The organism is Actinacidiphila paucisporea, from assembly GCF_900142575.1.
Classification (GTDB): Bacteria; Actinomycetota; Actinomycetes; order Streptomycetales; family Streptomycetaceae; genus Actinacidiphila; species Actinacidiphila paucisporea.
In genome coordinates this window covers 96,948-114,085 of sequence record NZ_FRBI01000018.1, presented here as the reverse complement: position 1 = coordinate 114,085, position 17,138 = coordinate 96,948, and the positions used below count along the sequence as shown (strand labels likewise).

The following is a 17,138-nucleotide window of genomic DNA, read 5'->3' as shown; positions in this document are numbered from 1 at the left end:
GATCATCGGATGGTGCGGGCGGCGAGCGCGGCGGCCTCGTCGGGCGCGAGCCGGCCGTCGGCTACGGCGGTGACGACCCGCCGGGTGAGCGTGCCGCCCGCGGGTACGGTCAGCGGGGTGCGCCAGGCGAGTGCGGGCCCGACGCCGGGGTATTCGCGGGTCCTGACGAACCAGGGGTCGGTCGCGCGCAGCACGAGCGTCCACCGCTCGCCGGCCAGCGCGAGCCAGTCGGCCCGGCGGCCGTGCACGGCGTCCTCGCCCGCGGCGTCCGGCGTGAAGACCAGCGGTGGCGTGCCGGTACGCGGCGCCCGCCAGAAGAAGCCGCCGTATCCGGCGCCGGGGCGGCCGTTGGTGGCGGGGCTGCCGATACGCAGCGGCTCCGCGGTGGTGTTGGTCAGCGTGAAGGCGAGGTCCAGCTCCCACGCGGTGGGCGACAGCCGGCGGGTGCGGACGGTGCGTTGCTCGTGCAGCAGCTGGTCGCCGCCCGCGGTCCAGGACAGCTCCTCGGCGAAGCCGTCGTCGTCCCGCCGGGCCCAGCGCAGGTGGCGCTGCTCGCCGTGGTTGTCCAGTTCGGTCGGCCCCTGGTCGCGCACGTAGGTGCGGCCGCCCCAGAAGTTCCGCCCGGCCACGTCGGGCACCGCGATGCCCGCGCCGAGGTGGTGGAGGTGGTCGGCGGGCATCAGCTCGGTGACGGTGGCGCCGCCCAGGGTGGTCACGGGGTGCAGATACGGGCGCGGCGACAACCGCCCCCGCACGTCGGGCCGGTGGACGTACGTGGCCACCGTCCGGTCGCCGCAGCGCAGCGGCAGGCCGGCGGTCACCGGTGTGCCGCCTTCCGCCGTGCGGCACCGGCCCAGGGGGCGCCCAGTTCGGCGAACGTCGCCAGGCGCTCGGCCGCGGCGTCGACCAGGCCGTCCACGCCGTCCACCACCCGGCGGTGGGAGCGCTCCCCCGCAACGGTGTGCCAAAGGGACCCGGGGACCGGCCGGGGGTCTCCCGCGGTGCGTACCGCCTCGACGACCCGCATCAAGGCGCCGGTCTCCTGCGGCGGCACCAGCAGGCCGGCGCCGCCGGCGCGGTGCGCGAGCAGGTTCTCCAGCAGGTCGGTGCGGCAGTGGACGCGCTCCTCGGGGCCGTGCCCGGCCCGCTGGAGCAGCACCCGGTCCTGCTTGTACCACAGCGTGATCCGCCCCCTGCTGCCGTGCACCACGACGTAGGGTTCCGCCGCCGCCGCCGCGCACAAGGTGGCGGCCACCACGATCCGGGTGCCGCGTGCGGTGCGGACGCGGACGCATGAGGTGTCGTCGGACTCGATGTCGTGGGCGCGGAAGAGCTCGGTGCGGATCGAGTCGACGTCCTGCTCGCGGCTGCTGCCGTCCAGCCGCAGGGCGGTGGCGACCGCGTGCGCGAGCGGGTTGGTCAGCACGCCGTCGACCACGTCACGGCCGGCGAGGCGGCGCCGCCCGGACCAGGCGGCGCGGGTGAAGTAGTGCTCCTCGCGCACCCAGTTGCCGGCCGCGCCGATACCGCGCAGCTCGCCGACGGCGCCGTCCTCGATGAGCGCGCGCACCGCGGTGACCGCGTGCGAGCCGAGCGACTGGAAGCCGATCTGGCAGGCCCGGCCGGTGCCGGCCAACCCGGCGGCGAGCCGCCGGTATTCGGCCAGCGAGGGGGCGGGCGGCTTCTCCAGCAGGACGTCGGCGCCGCGTGACGCGGCGGTCAGCGCCAGGTCGGTGTGGGTGTGGATCGGGGTGCAGACGACCACCACGCCGGCGCCGGTCCGCTCAATCAGCTCGCCGAGGTCGGCGCCCTGCTCGGGCCGGCCGAGCCGGGTCAGCGCGGCGGCCTCCAGCGGCTGGACGTCGCACACCCCGGCCAGCCGGACGATGCCGCGGGCGGCGAGACGGCGCAGGTTGTCCAGGTGCCAGTGGCCGTGTCCGCGCCCGCCGGCCAGGACGACACGCACCGGTTCGCGGCCGGCCGCGGGGGCGCCGCTCATGCCGCTCACCCCTTCACCGCGCCGGCGCTGAAACCGGTGATGAGCCACTTCTGGATGAAGGCGAAGACGATCACCACGGGCACCGCCGCGATGACGCCGCCCGCGGCCAGCGCGCCCAGGTCGACGCTGTCGGCGCCGATCAGGGTGTTCAGGCCGACCGGGATCGTCTGCTTGTCCTGCTCGCTGAGGAACATCAGCGCGAAAAGGAAGTGGTTCCAGCTGTGCACGAAGGCGAAGGAGCCCACGGCGACCAGGCCGGGCCGCAGCATCGGCAGCACGACGGCGAAGAAGGCCCGCAGCCGGGTGCAGCCGTCGACCCAGGCGGCCTCCTCCAGCGCCTCGGGTATCCCCCGGATGAAGCCGCTGAGCAGGATGACGGACAGCGGCAGCTGGAAGACGGTCTCCGAGATGACCACGCTCCACAGCGAGTTGATCAGCTGCAGGTGGCGGAAGATCTGGAAGAGCGGGACGAGCATCAGCGCGCCGGGGACGAACTGCGAGCACAGCAGGGCGATCAGGAAGGCGGTCCTGCCCTTGAAGCGGAAGCGGGCCAGCGCGTATCCGCCGCTGAGGGCGACCACGGTGGTGAGGACCAGGGTGGCGACGCCGACCAGCATGCTGTTCTGGAAGAAGATCCCGAACGACCGGTCGTTCCAGACCTTGTCGAAGTGCGCGCCGGTGGCCGGCCACGGCAGCAGCGACGTGGAGCCGTCGGGGCGTACCGCGAACAGCAGCATCCAGTAGAAGGGGACCAGGGTGAACAGCAGGTACAGGCCCAGCGGCAGGTAGATCTGCCAGTGCGGCGGGCCGTCGGTGGGCCCGCGCCCGCGGCGCCCGCTCCGGCCGGAGCGGGGGACGGCGGCGGACGGTACGAGGGCGCCCTCCTCGACGAGTGCGGCGGTCATGTGCGGTCGCCTCCGAATTTGCTCAGGCGCAGGTAGAGGACGGAGAAGAACAGCAGGATCACGAAGGCGACGGTGGTCAGGGCCGAGGCGTAGCCGAAGTCGTGCCCGTCCAGGCCGGTGTTGGCGACGTAGAGCGGCAGCGTGGTGGTCTGGCCCGCGGGGCCGCCGCCCGTCAGCGTGTAGAGCAGGTCGACGTTGTTGAACTCCCAGACCGCCCGCAGCAGGGTGGACAGCACGATCGCGTCCTTCAGATGCGGCAGGGTGATGTGGAACAGCTGCCGCAGCCGGCTCGCGCCGTCGACGGACGCGGCCTCGTACAGCTCGCCGGGGATCGACTGGAGGTCGGCGAGCAGCAGGATCGCGAAGAAGGGGACGCCGCGCCACAGTTCGGCGAGCACCGCCGCCCAGAAGACGGTGTGCGGGTCGGACAGCACCGAGTGGCCGTAGGAGCCGATGCCGGCGTCCGCCAGGTAGCGGCTCATGCCCGTCGAGGGGTTGTAGAGCAGCATCCAGATGGTGGTGGTCAGCACGCCGGAGACCGCCCACGGGGAGAAGACCAGGGCGCGGGACAGCCCGCGGCCGACGAAGGTCTGGTTGACCAGCAGCGCGAGGGCCAGGCCGATGACGAGTTGCAGCGCGATCTCCACCACGACCCACCGCACGCTGAAGTCGAGGCTGTGCCAGAACCGCGGGTCGCCGGTGAAGATCCTGGTGAAGTTGGACATCCCCGCGAAGCCGTTGCGCCAGGGCTTGGTGACGTTGTAGTCCTGCAGGCTGTAGTAGAGGACGCTGATCATCGGGTAGGCGATGAAGGCGAGCATCAGCAGAGCTGCCGGGGCTATCAGCAGATACGGCAGGCGCCGGGTGCGCCGCCTGCGGTTCGTGACCGGGTGCTTCGCCACGGCGATGGCCATGACCGGGGGCTCCTTCGCTATGGAGGGCGTGTGGGGGTTCTCGGTCGCCCGGACGGACGAGTGGGGCGGCCCGGGTCAGCCCGCGTAGGGTTCCGGGACGTGGCCGGGTGCGGCCAGGAAGCGGAAGTCGCAGCCGGTGTCGGCCTGGGTGATCTGTTCCTGGTAGAGCGCGCCGTAGCCGCGGCCGTAACGCGCCGGCGGTGCCTGCAATCCGGCTCTGCGGCGGTCGAGTTCGGCGTCGGGGACGTCCAGGCGCAGGGTGCGGGCCGGCACGTCGAGGGTGATCGGGTCGCCGGTGCGGACCAGCGCAAGCGGGCCGCCGACGTAGGACTCGGGTGCGACGTGCAGGACGCAGGCCCCGTAACTGGTGCCGCTCATCCGGGCGTCGGAGATCCTGACCATGTCACGGACCCCCAGTTCGAGCAGGTGGTCGGGGATCGGGAGCATGCCGTACTCGGGCATGCCGGGGCCGCCGAGCGGGCCCGAGTTGCGCAGCACCAGCACGCTGTCCGCGGTGATGCCGAGGCCCGGGTCGTTGATGGTGGCCTGCAGGGTCCGGTAGTCGTCGAAGACGACGGCCGGACCGGTGTGGGTGAGCAGCCGCGGCTCGGCGGCGATGTGCTTGATGACGGCGCCGTCCGGGCACAGGTTGCCGCGGAGCACGGCGATCCCGCCCTCGCCGGCGAGCGGCCGCTCGGTGCCGCGGATGACGTCGTCGTCATGGACGGCGGCGCCGGCGAGCTGGTCGCGCAGGCTGGCGTGCGCGACGGTGGGCCGGTCCAGGTGCAGCAGGCCGGTGATCCGGGACAGCAGTCCCGGCAGGCCGCCGGCGAAGTGGAAGTCCTCCATCAGGTACCGGCCGCCGGGGCGTACGTTGGCGAGCACCGGGACCGTACGGGCCAGCCGGTCGAAGTCGTCCAGGGTGAGGCGGACTCCGGAGCGGCCGGCCATCGCGATCAGGTGGATGACGGCGTTGGTGGAGCCGCCCAGCGCCAGCACGGTGGTGACGGCGTCCTCGTACGCCTCGCGGGTGAGGATCGCGGACGGCTTCAGGTCGCACAGCACCAGATCCACGATCCGCGCGCCGCCGGCCGCCGCCATCCGCTCGTGGCCGGAGTCGACCGCGGGGATCGAGGACGCGCAGGGCATCGTCATGCCCAGCACCTCGGCCGCGGCGGTCAGCGTGGAGGCGGTGCCCATCGTCATGCAGTGGCCGGCGGAGCGGGCCAGACCGCTCTCCAGTTCGACCATCTCGCAGTCGCCGATCAGGCCGGCGCGCTTGTCGTCCCAGTACTTCCACATGTCGGTGCCCGAGCCCAGCACCCGGTCGCGCCAGTGGCCTGGCAGCATCGGCCCCGCGGGGACGAACAGCGCGGGCAGGTCGGCGCTCGCGGCGCCCATCAGCAGCGCCGGGGTGGTCTTGTCGCAGCCGCCGAGCAGCACCGCCCCGTCCACCGGGTAGGAGCGCAGCAGCTCCTCGGTCTCCATCGCCAGCAGGTTGCGGTAGAGCATCGGGGTGGGCTTCTGGAAGGTCTCGGAGAGGGTGGCCACCGGGAATTCCAGCGGGAAGCCGCCGGCCTGCCACACCCCGCGCTTGACGGCCTGGGCGCGGTCGCGCAGGTGGCTGTGGCAGGGGTTGATGTCGGACCAGGTGTTCAGCACCGCGATCACCGGTTTGCCGAGGTGCTCCTCGGCCAGGTAGCCCAGCTGCCTGGTCCTGGCCCGGTGGCTGAACGCCCGCAGGCCCTCTCCCTCGTACCAGCGGCTGCTGCGCAGCGGCGGCCGGCCGGCCGCTCCGTCCCCGGTCACAGTCCCCAGCCCTCCACCGCGGCGGCGACCTCGGCCCGGCGGGCCGGGGGCAGCGCGCTGCTGGGCGGCCGCACCTCGCGGCGGCACAGGCCGAGGGCGGCCAGCGCCTCCTTGACGACCGTCACGTTGTCGGCGGACTGCCGTGCCGCCCGCAGGTCCTCGAACGCCCGGATCTGCTCCCAGACCTTCATCGCGGCCGGGTAGTCGCCGGCCCGCAGCGCGGCGAGCATGTCCAGCGAGATCCGGGGCGCCACATTGGCCAGTCCCGAGGTGAAACCGGTCGCGCCGGCCGCGAAGTAGGCGGGCGCGTACAGCTCGGCCAGGCCCGCGAGCCACACGTAGCGCTCCAGGCCCGCGTCGCGGGCGAAGGCGGCGAAGCGGGCGGCGTCGGGCACCGCGTACTTCACGCCGATCACGTTGGGGCAGGCCTCCCCCAGGTCCGCCATCCAGCTGCCGTCGAGCAGCGGGTTGCGGATGTAGGGCACCACGCCCAGCTCGGGCACGGCCTCGGCGATCGCGCGGTGGTAGGCCACCCAGCCGTCCTGCGAGACGTACGGGTGCACGGGCTGGTGCACCATCACCATCCGCGCGCCGCAGTCGCGGGCGTGCTCGGCCGCGCCGATCGCGGACGGCAGGTCGTGGCCGACGCCGACGATCACGGTGGCCTCGCGGTGCGCGGTCTCGGCGAGGGTGTCCTGGACGACGACCTGCCGCTCCTGCGGGGTGAGGGCGTAGAACTCGCCGGTGTTCCCGTTCGGGGTGACGGTGCCGATGCCGCCGTCCAGCAGCCGGCGCAGCAGCAGCCGGTAGGCGGGCCTGTCGATGCCGCCGCCGGCGCCGAAGGGGATCACCGGGATCGCCACCACGCCGGCGAGCGCGGCCGTGAGCGCGGACCGGTCCATCACAGACCCTCCTGGTCGTCGGGGAAGGCGCGGCGGACGAAGTGCGCGATGTGCGCGTGCAGCAGCCGGCCGGCCTCCGGCGCGTCCCCGGCCAGCGCGACCCGCAGGATCTCCTGGTGCTCGTGCGCCTCCCGCTCCCACGACGGGTCGGCGGCCCAGGCGACGGTGGAGACCAGCGCGGCCTGGTCGCGGACCTCGTCGAGCATGCTGGCCAGCAGCGGGTTGCCGCACGGCAGGTAGAGCGCGCGGTGGAAGTCCCGGTTCGCGAGGCTCCGGTCGGCCCGGTCCTGCGCCTGCTCGGCCCTGACCAGCGCCTCCTGCGCCTCGGCCAGCGACGCCTCGCGGGTGATGGTCCTGCGCAGCGCCTCGGGTTCGAGCAGCAGGCGTACGTCGTAGACCTCGCGCGCCATCGCGGCGTCCACCGTCCGCACGGTCACGCCCTTGTACTGGCTCATGACCACGAGCCCGGTCCCGGCCAGCGTCTTCAGCGCCTCGCGGACCGGGGTCTTGGACACCCCGAACTGTGCCGCCAGGTCCGCCTCGACCAGGGCCTGTCCCGGGCTGAGCTGCCCGGTGAGGATGCGGTGCTTGATCGCTTCGAGGACGTACTGCGTCCGGGAGGGGATCGGGGTGGGAGCGAAGGTCATGGGCTCTCGGATTCTCGCGTATGACGTCTCATATATGACGTACGAAGTACGACGCGATGAAAGTAGGGCCGCCCGCGGCGGGCGTCAATGCCCTGCGCGGGATCCCTTCGCGGGCCGCGGGCGGCGCGGAACGCCGCCGCCCCCGTCACCGCGGGAGCGCGGGTGACGGGGGCGGCGGTCGGGTGCCGGCGTGTCGCGGCAGGTCAGCGGCAGTCGGGGTGGCCCCAGCCGTCGGCGTTCTTGGTGATCGGCTCGCCCGCGGCATAGGCGCGGCCGCAGCGGCAGCGGCCGGGGTATTTGGCCTTGAGGGTGCGCGCGGCGCCGCCGCTCCCGGCCCCGGCCGGTCCCCCGGCGGGGGCGGAGCCCCCCGCGCGGGGGGCCTTGCGAACGGTGTCGGGCGTACGCGGCGGGAGCGGCGAGCCGAGGTCGCTGCCGGCGGGCTCCTGGACGATGGCGGCGTGGCTGGCGGCGCGGTCCGCGAAGTCGTTGAGCCGGTCGCCGTCCACCTGATGGGCGGGCACGTAGCGGAAGTCCACCGAGCGGCCGGTCAGCAGCGCGTCGATCCGTACGACCAGCTCCTGGTTGGCCACCGGCTTGCCGGCGGAGGTCTTCCAGCCCTTGCGCTTCCAGCCGGGCAGCCAGGTCGTGACGGCCTTCATCGCGTACTGCGAGTCCATCCTGACCTCCAGCGCGACGTCGGCGTCGACCGCGGTCAGCAGCCGTTCCAGCGCGGTCAGTTCCGCGACGTTGTTGGTCGCGGTGCCCAGCGGACCGGCCTCCCAGCGAACCGGTTCTCCCCGGTCGTCGGCGATGACCCAGGCCCATGCCGCAGGCCCCGGATTGCCCTTCGATGCCCCGTCACACGCGGCGATGATGCGTTCACCCACGACACCGAGCATGCCAGGCGACCACCGGGGAAAGCACATCGCCCCCCCGGCGCCGCGCCCGGGCGCTCCGCATGCGGGCGGCACGGACGTCGCCGAGCATGGGTACCGACAGGACCACCCCCGTGGCGAGAGGGCGCCGGATGGGCAAGGGAGCCGAAGGCCCGGCGCGGCACGAGCGGCCGGAGGCCGACACAGCGGAACTGCGGCAGATCGAGGCCATGAACCGGTTCGGGTCGCGGCCGAACGAGGACGACGCCGGGGCGGCGGCCGAACCCGGCACCGTGCCCGCGGCGGATTCCGCAACCGGGGCCGGTACCGGTCCCGCGCGGCCGCGGCTGCGCGACGCGCTGGTGCTCGAAGCCGGCCACGACCTGGCGGAGGCCGAATCCCTGTCCACCGCCCTCAGGACGGTGAGCAGGCTCTCCGCCCCGGATTTCGCCCTCGACGGCATAGTGGTCTTCGGCGTCACCGACAAGTTCATCAACGTGCTCGGCCAGTACGGATACCGCAGCAGCGAGGCCCAGCGGGTCTTCCGGATGCCGGTGACGACCGACTTCCCGGCCACCGAGGTGGTCAAGTCGGGACGGCCGGTCTACCTGTCCTCGCCCGACGAGTACAGCGAGCGCTACCCCGCCACCTGGCCGATCGCCGCCCGGTTCGGCCGGCAGTCGTGGGCCTTCCTGCCGCTGGTGACCTCGGGGCGGATCAGCGCGGTGTGCCTGCTGGCCTTCGACCGGCCGATGGCCTTCACCGCCGACGAGCGGGCCCTGCTGGTGCTGACCGCCCGGCTGGTCGCCCAGGCGCTGGAGCGGACCAGGACCAGCAGCGCGGAGCTGGCCCTGTCCCGGGGGCTGCGGCGCAGCATGGGCGCGACGGCTCCGGCGGCGCCCGGACTGACGGTGGCCACCCGCTACGTGCCGACCGGCGGCGGTCTGGTGGTCGGCGGCGACTGGTACGACGTGATCAACCTGCCGGACGGCCGGCTGGCCGTGGTGATCGGCGACGTGCAGGGCCACGACGTGCACGCGGCCGGGCTGATGGCCCAGCTGCGGACCGCCGTGCACGCCTACGCCGCCGAGGGCCACGGCCCTGACGCGGTGCTGGCCAGGTCGTCGCGCTTCCTGGCCGCGGTCGACGAGGACCGCTTCGCCACCTGCATCTACATCGAGGCGGAGCCCGCCACCGGAATGCTGCACATCGCCAGGGCCGGCCATCCGCACCCGGTGCTGCGGCTGCCGGACGGCACCTGCATGCTCAAGCACGTCGGAGGCGGCCTGCCGCTCGGCCTGATGCCGGGCGCCGAGGACTACCCGGTCACCGACCTGGAGCTGCGGCCCGACGAGATCCTGATGCTGTGCACGGACGGCCTGATCGAGACCGGCGGCCACGACATGTACAGCGGCTGGATCCGGGTCAGGGACGCGCTGTCCCCCGGCCCGACCGAGGACCTGGAAGGCATCGCCGACCGCCTGATCAACGCCGTCCACAACCCCGTCCAACAGGCCGGGCAGGCGGCGGACGAGGAGGTCGGGCGGCGCGAGCCGGACGCGGCGGGCGTACGCGCGGACCTGGCGCCGCGCAACGAGGACGACATCGCGCTGCTGCTGCTGCGCCGCGATGCCGGGGTGCACCATCGGGCGGTGCCCGAGCGCCGGCTGGTGCTGACCATCGACCAGGACCAGGCCGAGGGCCTGGCGGAGGCGCGGGCCGAGCTGCAGGCGCTGCTGCACGACTGGGCGCAGCCCGACCAGGTGGACACCGCGGTGCTGCTGACCTCGGAGCTGGTCGGCAACGTCCTGGTGCACACCGACCAGTCGGCGGCGCTCAGCGCGTCGGTGACCGGCGAGCCGGGGCGGCGCGTGCTGCGGGTGGAGGTCTCCGACGGCGGCGACGAGCTGCCGCACCAGCGGACGCCGGGCGAGATGGCGTCCTCGGGCCGCGGCCTGATGCTGCTCGACATCCTGTCGGGCCAGTGGAGCGTCCGGCCGGAATCGGAGGGCAAGACGGTGTGGTTCTCGCTGTGGGAGGACGAGGAGCCGACCCACGAGGAGCCGGCCGGTTCCGATCCGCTGTCCGGTTTCGCGGACTGAGGGCGCCCGGCGCCCGGCTTCCCGGACGGCGGGCGCCCCCGGGCACCGCGGCCTTACGCCGTCAGGCGCGCGGCATCGCGTCCGCGACCTGCTCGCGCAGCTCCTCCGGCGACAGGTACGCGTCGGTGTACTCGAAGTCCCGCAGGGTGGCGGGCTGGCGGGACTGGAAGCCGGTGCGGACGTAGTCGAAGCCGGCCACCGCGTTGAGCAGCCAGTTGGTCATCACCCGGGTCTTGGCGACGTTGGTGCGCAGCGCCGACCAGTGGTAGCCGCGGGCGACGGCCTGCGCGGGCAGGCCGCGCAGCTCGATGCCCAGCGGCTTGGAGACCGCGTCCCGGCCCCCGAGGTCGACCACCAGGCCGAGGTCCTTGTGCCGGTACGGCCGCATGGGCTGGTTCCTGATCGCGGCGATGACGTTGTCCGCGACCACGGCGCCCTGCCGCATCGCGTGCTGCGCGGTGGGCGGGCAGACGGCGCCCTCCTCGCCCTTGGCCAGGTCCGGTACGGCCGCGGCGTCGCCGAGCGCGTAGACCCCGTCGGCGCCGGGCAGCGTCATCTCCGGGGTGACGGCGAGCCGGCCGCGTACGGTCTCCGCGCCGAGGGTCGCGATCAGCGGGCTCGCGACGACCCCCGCGGTCCAGATCAGGGTGCGGCAGGGCACCGCCCGGCCGTCGGTGAAGGTGACCTCCTCGGGGCCGGCCTTGGCGATGGAGACACCCAGCGAGATCTCCACTCCGCGGTCGGTGAGGATCTTCTGCGCGCTCGTACCCAGCTTCTCGCCCAGCTCCGGCATCAGCCGGGGCGCGATGTCGATGAGGTGCCACTTGATCAGCTTCGGGTCGAGCCGCGGGTAGCGGTGCACCGCCTCGGCGGTCAGCCGTTGCAGGCAGGCCGCGGTTTCGGTGCCCGCGTAGCCGCCGCCGACGACCACGAACTGCAGCCGGGAGGCCCGCTCGGCCTCGTCGTGCGAGGCGTCGGCGAGGTCGAGCTGCGAGATCACGTGGTCGCGGACGTAGGCGGCCTCGGCGAGGGTCTTCATCCCGCGCGCGTTGTCGACCAGGCCGGGGATGTCGAAGGTGCGGGTGACGCTGCCGGGGGCGAGCACGATGTGGTCGTAGGACTCGTTGACGATCTCGTCCGTTATCGTGCGCACCACGCAGACCTTGGCCTTGGTGTCCACGCCGATCGCGCCGCCGGGGACGATCCGGGTGCGGTACTTCTTGCTGCGGCGCAGCGACACCGCGATCGACTGCGGCGTCAGGATGCCGGAGGCCACCTGCGGCAGCAGCGGCAGGTAGAGCTGGTAGGAGAACGGGGTCACCAGGCAGATGTCCGCCTCGTCGTGGCCGAGGCTGCGCTCGAGCCGGCGCACGCACCCCACCCCGGCGAATCCCGCGCCCACCACGAGGATCTTCGGTCGTGCCACGCTGTCCGTCCCTTCTGGGGCCACCGTCGGTCGGGGTGACGTCTGCCCGCCTGCGGCGGCTTCGCACCTCCTGTCCTACCGCGCCCTCCCCCGCCCCGCCAGCGGGGTGGTACGGCCGGGGTCGGTTTGCCCGGCGGCTCGCTAACATGCTGGTGCTCCCGCACGGTTCGCCCTCGCTTCCCCGGGGCCGCGAACGGCCCCGGTCCCCCCGCATCCGGAGGTAGACATGCGCAAGCGGCACTCTCGGTTACGTTCCCTGGGCACGGTCGCGGCCCTCGCCGCACTCGGCGGTACGGCCGGCATGGCGTCGGCCGGCGCCGCCCCGCTCTCACCGGTACCGATCGGCCCCGGCCAGACCTTCGTCGGGCAGGTCAACGGCGTGACGATCGGCGCGGTGATCAAGGTCGCCTGCTTCGGTCCCGTCACCCCCACCTCGACCGGGCACCCGCTCACCGGCCAGACCGTGTCCGTGCAGCTCATCGCGGGCACCGCGCCGGCCCAGGCCACCGTCGGCTACACCGGCGCGTCCGCCACGCACGACCTGGTCGGCTTCGGTAACGCCACCTCGGTCACGCCCGTCACCGACATCAAGGCGTACGGGATCGGCGCGGCCATCCCGGCGACGCTGAACCTGCCCTGCTTCGGCACCGGCACGGTCTCCTTCGTCCCCGCGCCGACCAGCCCCGGCGCGCAGACCGCCACCGTCGGCGTCAGCTACGTCAGCATCGGCGTCAGTTCCGGGAGCTGAGCCCGGCGCCGGCGGCGCCCGCCGTGCTGCCGCCGTCCTCCGCACCGGGTCCACCGGCGGCGGAGCGGGCGACGAGGCGGCCGCGGCGGCGGGCGCCGCCGCGCTCCAGCGACATCGACAGCACGGCGAGCAGCAGCGCCCCGCCGGCCAGGGCCACGCCGACCCAGTTCGCCGCGGTGTAGGCGTGGCCGGCCGAGATGACCAGGCCGCCGATCCAGGCCGCGAGCGCGTTGCCGAGATTGAAGGCGCCGATGTTGAGCGCCGAGGCGAGGGTCGGGGCGCCCGCGGCCTGGTCGAGCACCCGCTTCTGCAGCGGTGGCGTGGTCGCGAAGCCGAGGGCGCCGATCGCGAAGACGGTGGCCGCGGCCGCGGCCTTGTGGTGCGCGGTCACCGTGAAGAGCGCGAGCACCACCGCGAGGCCGCCGAGCGCGGTCATCAGCATGGGCATCAGCCGGCGGTCGGCGAGCCGGCCGCCGACCAGGTTGCCCACCACCATGCCCAGCCCGAGCAGCACCAGCAGCCAGGTCACCGAGCCGTCGGCGTATCCGGTGACGTCGGTCATCATCGGCACCAGGTAGGTGACGGCCGCGAAGACCCCGCCGAAGCCGAGCACGGTCATGCCCATCGCGAGCAGCACCTGGACGTTGCGCAGGACCGCGAGTTCGTGGCGCAGGCTGACGCCCGGAGGGCGGGGCAGGTCGGGCACCAGGCGGGCGACGCCGAGCAGCCCGAGTACGCCGAGCGCGGCGACGAGGACGAAGGTGATCCGCCAGCCGGCGCCCTGCCCGACGAGGGTGCCCAGCGGCACGCCGACGACGTTGGCGACGGTCAGTCCGGTGAACATCGTGGCGATGGCGCCGGCCCGCTTGGCCGGCGGCACCACCTCGGCGGCGACGACCGAGCCGATGCCGAAGAAGGCGCCGTGCGCGAGCGAGGTGACCACCCGGCCGATCAGCATGACGGCGAAGACCGGGGCAGCGGCCGATATGAGGTTGCCGACCACGAAGAGGCCCATCAGCAGCATCAGCATCCGCTTGCGGGTCACCTTGGTGCCCAGCGCGGTCATCAGCGGGGCGCCGGCGACCACGCCGAGCGCGTAGCCGGTGACCAGCAGCCCCGCGGTCGGCACCGAGACGCCGAAGTCGCCGGCGACCTGGGGCAGCAGCCCGATGATGACGAATTCCGTGGTGCCGATCCCGAAGGCCCCGATGGCCAGGGCCAGCAGCGCGAGAGGCATGAGGGGCACCCTTCCCGAGTGAGTGCAGGAGCGTCTTACAAGCGTGGACAATAATTGCATACGCGGGTTAATTGCAAGCGCGTTAGAGTGGTGCATGCGCCCAAAACGGCACCGGGGCCGGGCGCGGGACCGCCCGCCGAGGGCCTGGAGGACCGATGACCGCCACCGATCCGGCACTGACCGCACTCGCCGACGGCTGGTGCGCGCTGTCCCTGCTGCACGGCCGCATCGAGGCGCACATCGAGCGGGCGCTGCAGGGCGGCCACGGGCTGAGCGTCCGCGAGTTCTCGCTGCTCGACGTGCTCAGCAGGCAGCACGACGGCGTCGGCGGGCGCCTGCAGATGAAGCAGGTCGCCGACGCCGTGGTCCTCAGCCAGTCCGCGACCACCCGCCTGGTCACCCGCCTGGAGGAACGCGGCCTGCTGGCCCGCTATCTCTGCCCGACCGACCGCCGCGGCATCTACACCGACGTCACCCCCGCGGGCGCCGACCTGCTCGCCGCGGCCCGCCCGACCAACAACGCGGCCCTGCGCGAGGCCCTGGACCAGGCAGCCGGCGACCCGCACCTGGCGCCGCTGGTCACCGCCGTCGAGCAGATCCGCGGCCCGGTCCCGGCCTGAGCCGCACCGTCCCGGCACCGGCAACCGGCACCGGGACGGACGGTGTCGCGGTCGCGAGAGCGCCGCGCGTCCGGGCCGTACGAGGTTCCGGTCAGGAGAAGAAGCGCACCTCCCGGTGGCACGGGGACGGGCCGTCGAGCAGGCCGTGGTCGTCGCGGTCGCGCAGCCAGCGGTCGAAGAAGGCCACCAGGTAGGCGCGCTGGGCGCGGACCGCGCGCCCGGGGTCGAGGGCGCCGAGGTTCGCCGGCACGGTGCCGGCGGGAAGGTGCAGGCGGCGGGCGATCTGCGGGATCAGCGTCTCGGCGTCAGTGAAGGTCGCGTGCTCGGACCCGGCCAGGCTCAGACCGCGGTGCCAGCCGCGGCTGTGACGCCACAGCGCATCCCAGGAGGGCACCGTACGACGGGTGTTGCCGTCCTTGCCGACCAGCAGGAACGGGCGGTCGAGGCCGCCGGCGGCCACCGGCGGGAGGTAGCCGCGGTCGGCGTCGTCCTCGACGTAGGCGGTGACGCCGTCGAAGTTCGCACCGGCCGCGATCCGCGGGTCGCCGTACATCGCCTGAAGCGCGGTGAAACCGCCCGCCGACTGGCCGAACATCCCGACCCGCGCGAAGTCGGGCAGGCCGCGCAGCGGCCGGGGCAGCGCGTCGGGCAGGCGGTCGAGGACGAAGCCGATGTCGGCGACCCTCACGTCAAGGACCTTGCGCAGCAGCGGCGCCACCCGTGCCGGGTCGGGGTGCTCGGGATCGGGTACGACCTTCGCCAGCTCGGCGGGCAGCACGGTGGACTCGACGCGGCCGCCGGGGAATTCCACGGCGGCCGCGTCATAGGTGTGGTCGACCGTCAGGACCGCGTAGCCGCGTGAGGCGAGGTCGTCGCACAAGGTGCTGTTCAGCGAGCGCGGATCGCCGGCGCCGGGCGAGTAGAGCACCAGCGGGAAGGGTCCCGCGGCCGCGGGCGCACCCTGGTGCGCGTGGGTACGGGTGGCCGCCCAGTCCACCCGGGCGGCGGGCACCCCGGTGTAGCCGGCCAGTTCGGCGAAGCCGGCCGCCTCCCCCGGCAGCATCTGCGGGGCGCCTGGACCGGGGCGGACGCCCTGGGCCGGGTAGCGCAGGCTCACCATCAACTCGCGGTAGGGCTGCGGCACCCACGGATCGGGGCGTACGGTGTCGACCAGCCGCAACGCGACGGTGCCCACCGCGTACGGACCGCTCGGGGGCGGCAGCCGCAGCCGGCCGAGGCCGCGCGGGCGCGGCGGGGCGGGCGACGAGGCGACGGCCGGCAGCGGGACGGCGGACAGGGCTGCGACGGCTGCCGACAGGACGGCGGCGCGGCGTGTCTGCAAGGTGGCTCCTGTGGTCCGTGCGAAGGTGACGACCGCTTCATCCTGGCCGCCGGGCGCCGCCTTCCCCATCCGGCTGGCCGGTCGGTCGCCCGGGGGGAAACCCGACTGCCGCGCGCGCGGCAGGCCGCGCCGCGGCGAGCGGCACGCACCAGGAGGGACACCATGCGGATCGCGGTCTTCGGCAGCACCGGCGCCACCGGACGCCAGGTCGTCGCGCAGGCGCTGGCCGCGGGCCACGAGGTGACGGCCTTCGTGCGCGATCCGGCCAAGGCGCCGCCCGCCAGGGACGGCCTGCGGATCGCGGTCGGGCAGGTGACATCCGATCAGGCCGCGGTGACAGCGGCCGTGTCCGGCGCCGACGCGGTCGTCAGCGCGCTGGGCACCGAGCGCAACCTGCAGGGCCTGCGCTCGCCCACCGTGATGGCACAGGCGACCCCGCGGATCGTCCGCGCCATGGAAGAGGCGGAGGTCGGCAGGCTGGTGTGGCTGTCGGGCCTCGGCGTCGGCGACACCATGGCGCAGGTGCCCGCCCTGCCGCGGCTGGCCTACCGCGTGCTGGGGCGGGTCTACGCCGACAAGGCGGCCGGTGAGCAGCTGCTGCGCCGCAGCTCGCTGGACTGGACACTGGTCTACCCGGTGATGCTCACCAACGGCGCCCGCACCGGCCGCTACCGGCACGGCGAGCGCCTGGAGCTGCGCGGCGTGCCGACGGTCTCCCGCGCCGACGTCGCCGACTTCGTCCTCGGCCGGGTCACCGCGGGCGACTACCTGCGCAAGATCGCGGTGATCGCCGACTGAGCCGCCCGCGGCGGGCGTTACCATCGTCCCCGCCGGTGGGTGCGTCCGCATCCGCGAAACAGCAGGAAGGCGGCGGCGACCCGCGATGAAGGTGGTGGTCTTCGGTGCCTCCGGCATGGTCGGGCACGGTGTGCTGCGCGCGTGCCTGCTGGACGACGAGGTGACCGAGGTGGTCACGGTCGGGCGCGGCCCGCTGGGTGTCGCGCACCCCAAGCTGCGCGAGGTCGCCCACGCCGACTTCACCGACCTGTCCCCGATCGCCGGCGAGCTGGCCGGCGCTGACGCCTGCTTCTACTGCCTGGGCGTCTCCACCGCCGGCCACACCGCCGAGGTCTACGAGCGGGTCAGCCACGACTTCCCGCTGGCCGCCGCCCGGCTGCTGGCACCCGGCAATCCCGAGCTGACCTTCACCTACGTCTCGGGCGCCGGCACCGACAGCACCGAGCAGGGCCGGGTGGCCTGGGCCAGGGTCAAGGGCCGCACCGAGAACGCGCTGCTGGCGATGGACATGCGGGCGTACATGTTCCGTCCCGGCTGGATCCGGCCGATGCACGGCGCGGTCTCCCGCACGCGGACGTACCGGATCATCTACCGGCTGACGTCCTGGCTCTACCCGCTGGTGCACCGGCTCGCACCGGACCAGGTCACCACCACCGAGCTGCTCGGCCGCTCCATGCTCGGTGTCGTACGCCTGCAAGGCCGCGGGCCGCACATCCTGTCCGCGGCCGACATCAACCGGCTCGGCGCCCCGGACGCGTCCTGACCCGTTCGGCGAGTCGGGCGGACTTCACGGCGAGCGGACATACCCCGGGGG

Annotated in this window: 16 protein-coding genes; 5 read left to right on the top strand and 11 right to left on the bottom strand. The window is 73.8% G+C overall.

Going from position 1 to position 17,138, the window contains the following annotated elements; all coding sequences use genetic code 11:
* Positions 1 to 2: 2 nt before the first annotated feature.
* The 8 genes from BUE44_RS37990 to BUE44_RS24280 form a co-directional block, all read right to left on the bottom strand.
* Positions 3 to 821 (bottom strand): DUF6807 domain-containing protein, encoded by an 819-nt coding sequence (locus BUE44_RS37990; protein ID WP_073501111.1) that lies wholly within the window; start codon positions 819 to 821, stop codon positions 3 to 5.
* A complete protein-coding gene (locus BUE44_RS24310; RefSeq protein WP_073501110.1) occupies positions 818 to 1,999 on the bottom strand; it encodes a Gfo/Idh/MocA family protein in 1,182 nt (393 codons plus the stop codon). Before BUE44_RS24310 ends, BUE44_RS37990 begins: the two co-directional genes overlap by 4 nt.
* Positions 2,000 to 2,004: 5 nt before the next feature.
* On the bottom strand, positions 2,005 to 2,904 hold the full coding sequence (locus BUE44_RS24305; RefSeq protein ID WP_073501109.1) for a carbohydrate ABC transporter permease: 900 nt from the start codon (positions 2,902 to 2,904) through the stop codon (positions 2,005 to 2,007).
* Positions 2,901 to 3,818 carry a carbohydrate ABC transporter permease gene (locus BUE44_RS24300; RefSeq protein WP_073501108.1) on the bottom strand — a complete coding sequence of 306 codons (918 nt, stop codon included), beginning with the start codon at positions 3,816 to 3,818 and terminating at the stop codon, positions 2,901 to 2,903. The genes BUE44_RS24305 and BUE44_RS24300 overlap by 4 nt, the downstream gene beginning before the upstream one ends.
* Before the next feature lie 75 nt (positions 3,819 to 3,893).
* Entirely contained in the window at positions 3,894 to 5,627 is a 1,734-nt protein-coding gene (gene araD / locus BUE44_RS24295) for an L-arabinonate dehydratase (RefSeq protein WP_073501107.1), read from the bottom strand.
* Entirely contained in the window at positions 5,624 to 6,529 is a 906-nt protein-coding gene (locus BUE44_RS24290) for a dihydrodipicolinate synthase family protein (RefSeq protein ID WP_073501106.1), read from the bottom strand. The genes araD and BUE44_RS24290 overlap by 4 nt, the downstream gene beginning before the upstream one ends.
* Positions 6,529 to 7,176, bottom strand: a complete 648-nt coding sequence (locus BUE44_RS24285) for a GntR family transcriptional regulator (RefSeq protein ID WP_073501105.1) — start codon at positions 7,174 to 7,176, stop codon at positions 6,529 to 6,531. The genes BUE44_RS24290 and BUE44_RS24285 overlap by 1 nt, the downstream gene beginning before the upstream one ends.
* A 203-nt stretch (positions 7,177 to 7,379) precedes the next feature.
* Positions 7,380 to 8,075 carry a ribonuclease H family protein gene (locus BUE44_RS24280; protein WP_073501104.1) on the bottom strand — a complete coding sequence of 232 codons (696 nt, stop codon included), beginning with the start codon at positions 8,073 to 8,075 and terminating at the stop codon, positions 7,380 to 7,382.
* 110 nt (positions 8,076 to 8,185) lie between these two features.
* On the opposite strand from BUE44_RS24280, the gene BUE44_RS24275 reads away from it, so the two are divergent.
* Complete coding sequence (locus BUE44_RS24275; RefSeq protein ID WP_235002403.1) at positions 8,186 to 10,153, top strand: ATP-binding SpoIIE family protein phosphatase; 1,968 nt, start codon at positions 8,186 to 8,188, stop codon at positions 10,151 to 10,153.
* 61 nt (positions 10,154 to 10,214) lie between these two features.
* Here the strand turns inward: BUE44_RS24275 and BUE44_RS24270 are convergent, their stop codons facing one another.
* Positions 10,215 to 11,579, bottom strand: coding sequence for an NAD(P)/FAD-dependent oxidoreductase (locus tag BUE44_RS24270; protein ID WP_073501103.1), 1,365 nt, complete (start codon positions 11,577 to 11,579; stop codon positions 10,215 to 10,217).
* A gap of 226 nt (positions 11,580 to 11,805) precedes the next feature.
* Between BUE44_RS24270 and BUE44_RS24265 the strand changes: the two genes are divergently transcribed.
* Complete coding sequence (locus BUE44_RS24265) at positions 11,806 to 12,327, top strand: hypothetical protein (protein ID WP_073501102.1); 522 nt, start codon at positions 11,806 to 11,808, stop codon at positions 12,325 to 12,327.
* Here the strand turns inward: BUE44_RS24265 and BUE44_RS24260 are convergent.
* On the bottom strand, positions 12,311 to 13,564 hold the full coding sequence (locus tag BUE44_RS24260) for an MFS transporter (protein ID WP_079190031.1): 1,254 nt from the start codon (positions 13,562 to 13,564) through the stop codon (positions 12,311 to 12,313). The genes BUE44_RS24265 and BUE44_RS24260 overlap by 17 nt on opposite strands.
* Before the next feature lie 155 nt (positions 13,565 to 13,719).
* Here BUE44_RS24260 and BUE44_RS24255 point away from each other — a divergent pair, with 155 nt between their 5' ends.
* Positions 13,720 to 14,184, top strand: a complete 465-nt coding sequence (locus BUE44_RS24255; RefSeq protein ID WP_073501101.1) for a MarR family winged helix-turn-helix transcriptional regulator — start codon at positions 13,720 to 13,722, stop codon at positions 14,182 to 14,184.
* A gap of 91 nt (positions 14,185 to 14,275) precedes the next feature.
* Here the strand turns inward: BUE44_RS24255 and BUE44_RS24250 are convergent, their stop codons facing one another.
* Complete coding sequence (locus BUE44_RS24250; protein WP_073501158.1) at positions 14,276 to 15,526, bottom strand: alpha/beta hydrolase family protein; 1,251 nt, start codon at positions 15,524 to 15,526, stop codon at positions 14,276 to 14,278.
* 162 nt (positions 15,527 to 15,688) lie between these two features.
* On the opposite strand from BUE44_RS24250, the gene BUE44_RS24245 reads away from it, so the two are divergent.
* Together BUE44_RS24245 and BUE44_RS24240 are read left to right on the top strand one after the other, a co-directional pair.
* Positions 15,689 to 16,324 carry an NAD(P)-dependent oxidoreductase gene (locus BUE44_RS24245; protein WP_073501100.1) on the top strand — a complete coding sequence of 212 codons (636 nt, stop codon included), beginning with the start codon at positions 15,689 to 15,691 and terminating at the stop codon, positions 16,322 to 16,324.
* 85 nt (positions 16,325 to 16,409) lie between these two features.
* Positions 16,410 to 17,087 (top strand): Rossmann-fold NAD(P)-binding domain-containing protein, encoded by a 678-nt coding sequence (locus BUE44_RS24240; protein ID WP_073501099.1) that lies wholly within the window; start codon positions 16,410 to 16,412, stop codon positions 17,085 to 17,087.
* Positions 17,088 to 17,138 lie beyond the last annotated feature (51 nt).

Excerpts from the sequence above, each read along its gene's own strand:
- BUE44_RS24310 (WP_073501110.1), bottom strand. The coding sequence starts at position 1,999 with ATGAGCGGCGCCCCCGCGGCCGGCCGCGAACCGGTGCGTGTCGTCCTG.
- BUE44_RS24305 (WP_073501109.1), bottom strand. The coding sequence starts at position 2,904 with ATGACCGCCGCACTCGTCGAGGAGGGCGCCCTCGTACCGTCCGCCGCC.
- BUE44_RS24300 (WP_073501108.1), bottom strand. The coding sequence starts at position 3,818 with ATGGCCATCGCCGTGGCGAAGCACCCGGTCACGAACCGCAGGCGGCGC.
- BUE44_RS24290 (WP_073501106.1), bottom strand. The coding sequence starts at position 6,529 with ATGGACCGGTCCGCGCTCACGGCCGCGCTCGCCGGCGTGGTGGCGATC.
- BUE44_RS24285 (WP_073501105.1), bottom strand. The coding sequence starts at position 7,176 with ATGACCTTCGCTCCCACCCCGATCCCCTCCCGGACGCAGTACGTCCTC.
- BUE44_RS24280 (WP_073501104.1), bottom strand. The coding sequence starts at position 8,075 with ATGCTCGGTGTCGTGGGTGAACGCATCATCGCCGCGTGTGACGGGGCA.
- BUE44_RS24265 (WP_073501102.1), top strand. The coding sequence starts at position 11,806 with ATGCGCAAGCGGCACTCTCGGTTACGTTCCCTGGGCACGGTCGCGGCC.
- BUE44_RS24260 (WP_079190031.1), bottom strand. The coding sequence starts at position 13,564 with ATGCCTCTCGCGCTGCTGGCCCTGGCCATCGGGGCCTTCGGGATCGGC.
- BUE44_RS24255 (WP_073501101.1), top strand. The coding sequence starts at position 13,720 with ATGACCGCCACCGATCCGGCACTGACCGCACTCGCCGACGGCTGGTGC.
- BUE44_RS24245 (WP_073501100.1), top strand. The coding sequence starts at position 15,689 with ATGCGGATCGCGGTCTTCGGCAGCACCGGCGCCACCGGACGCCAGGTC.
- BUE44_RS24240 (WP_073501099.1), top strand. The coding sequence starts at position 16,410 with ATGAAGGTGGTGGTCTTCGGTGCCTCCGGCATGGTCGGGCACGGTGTG.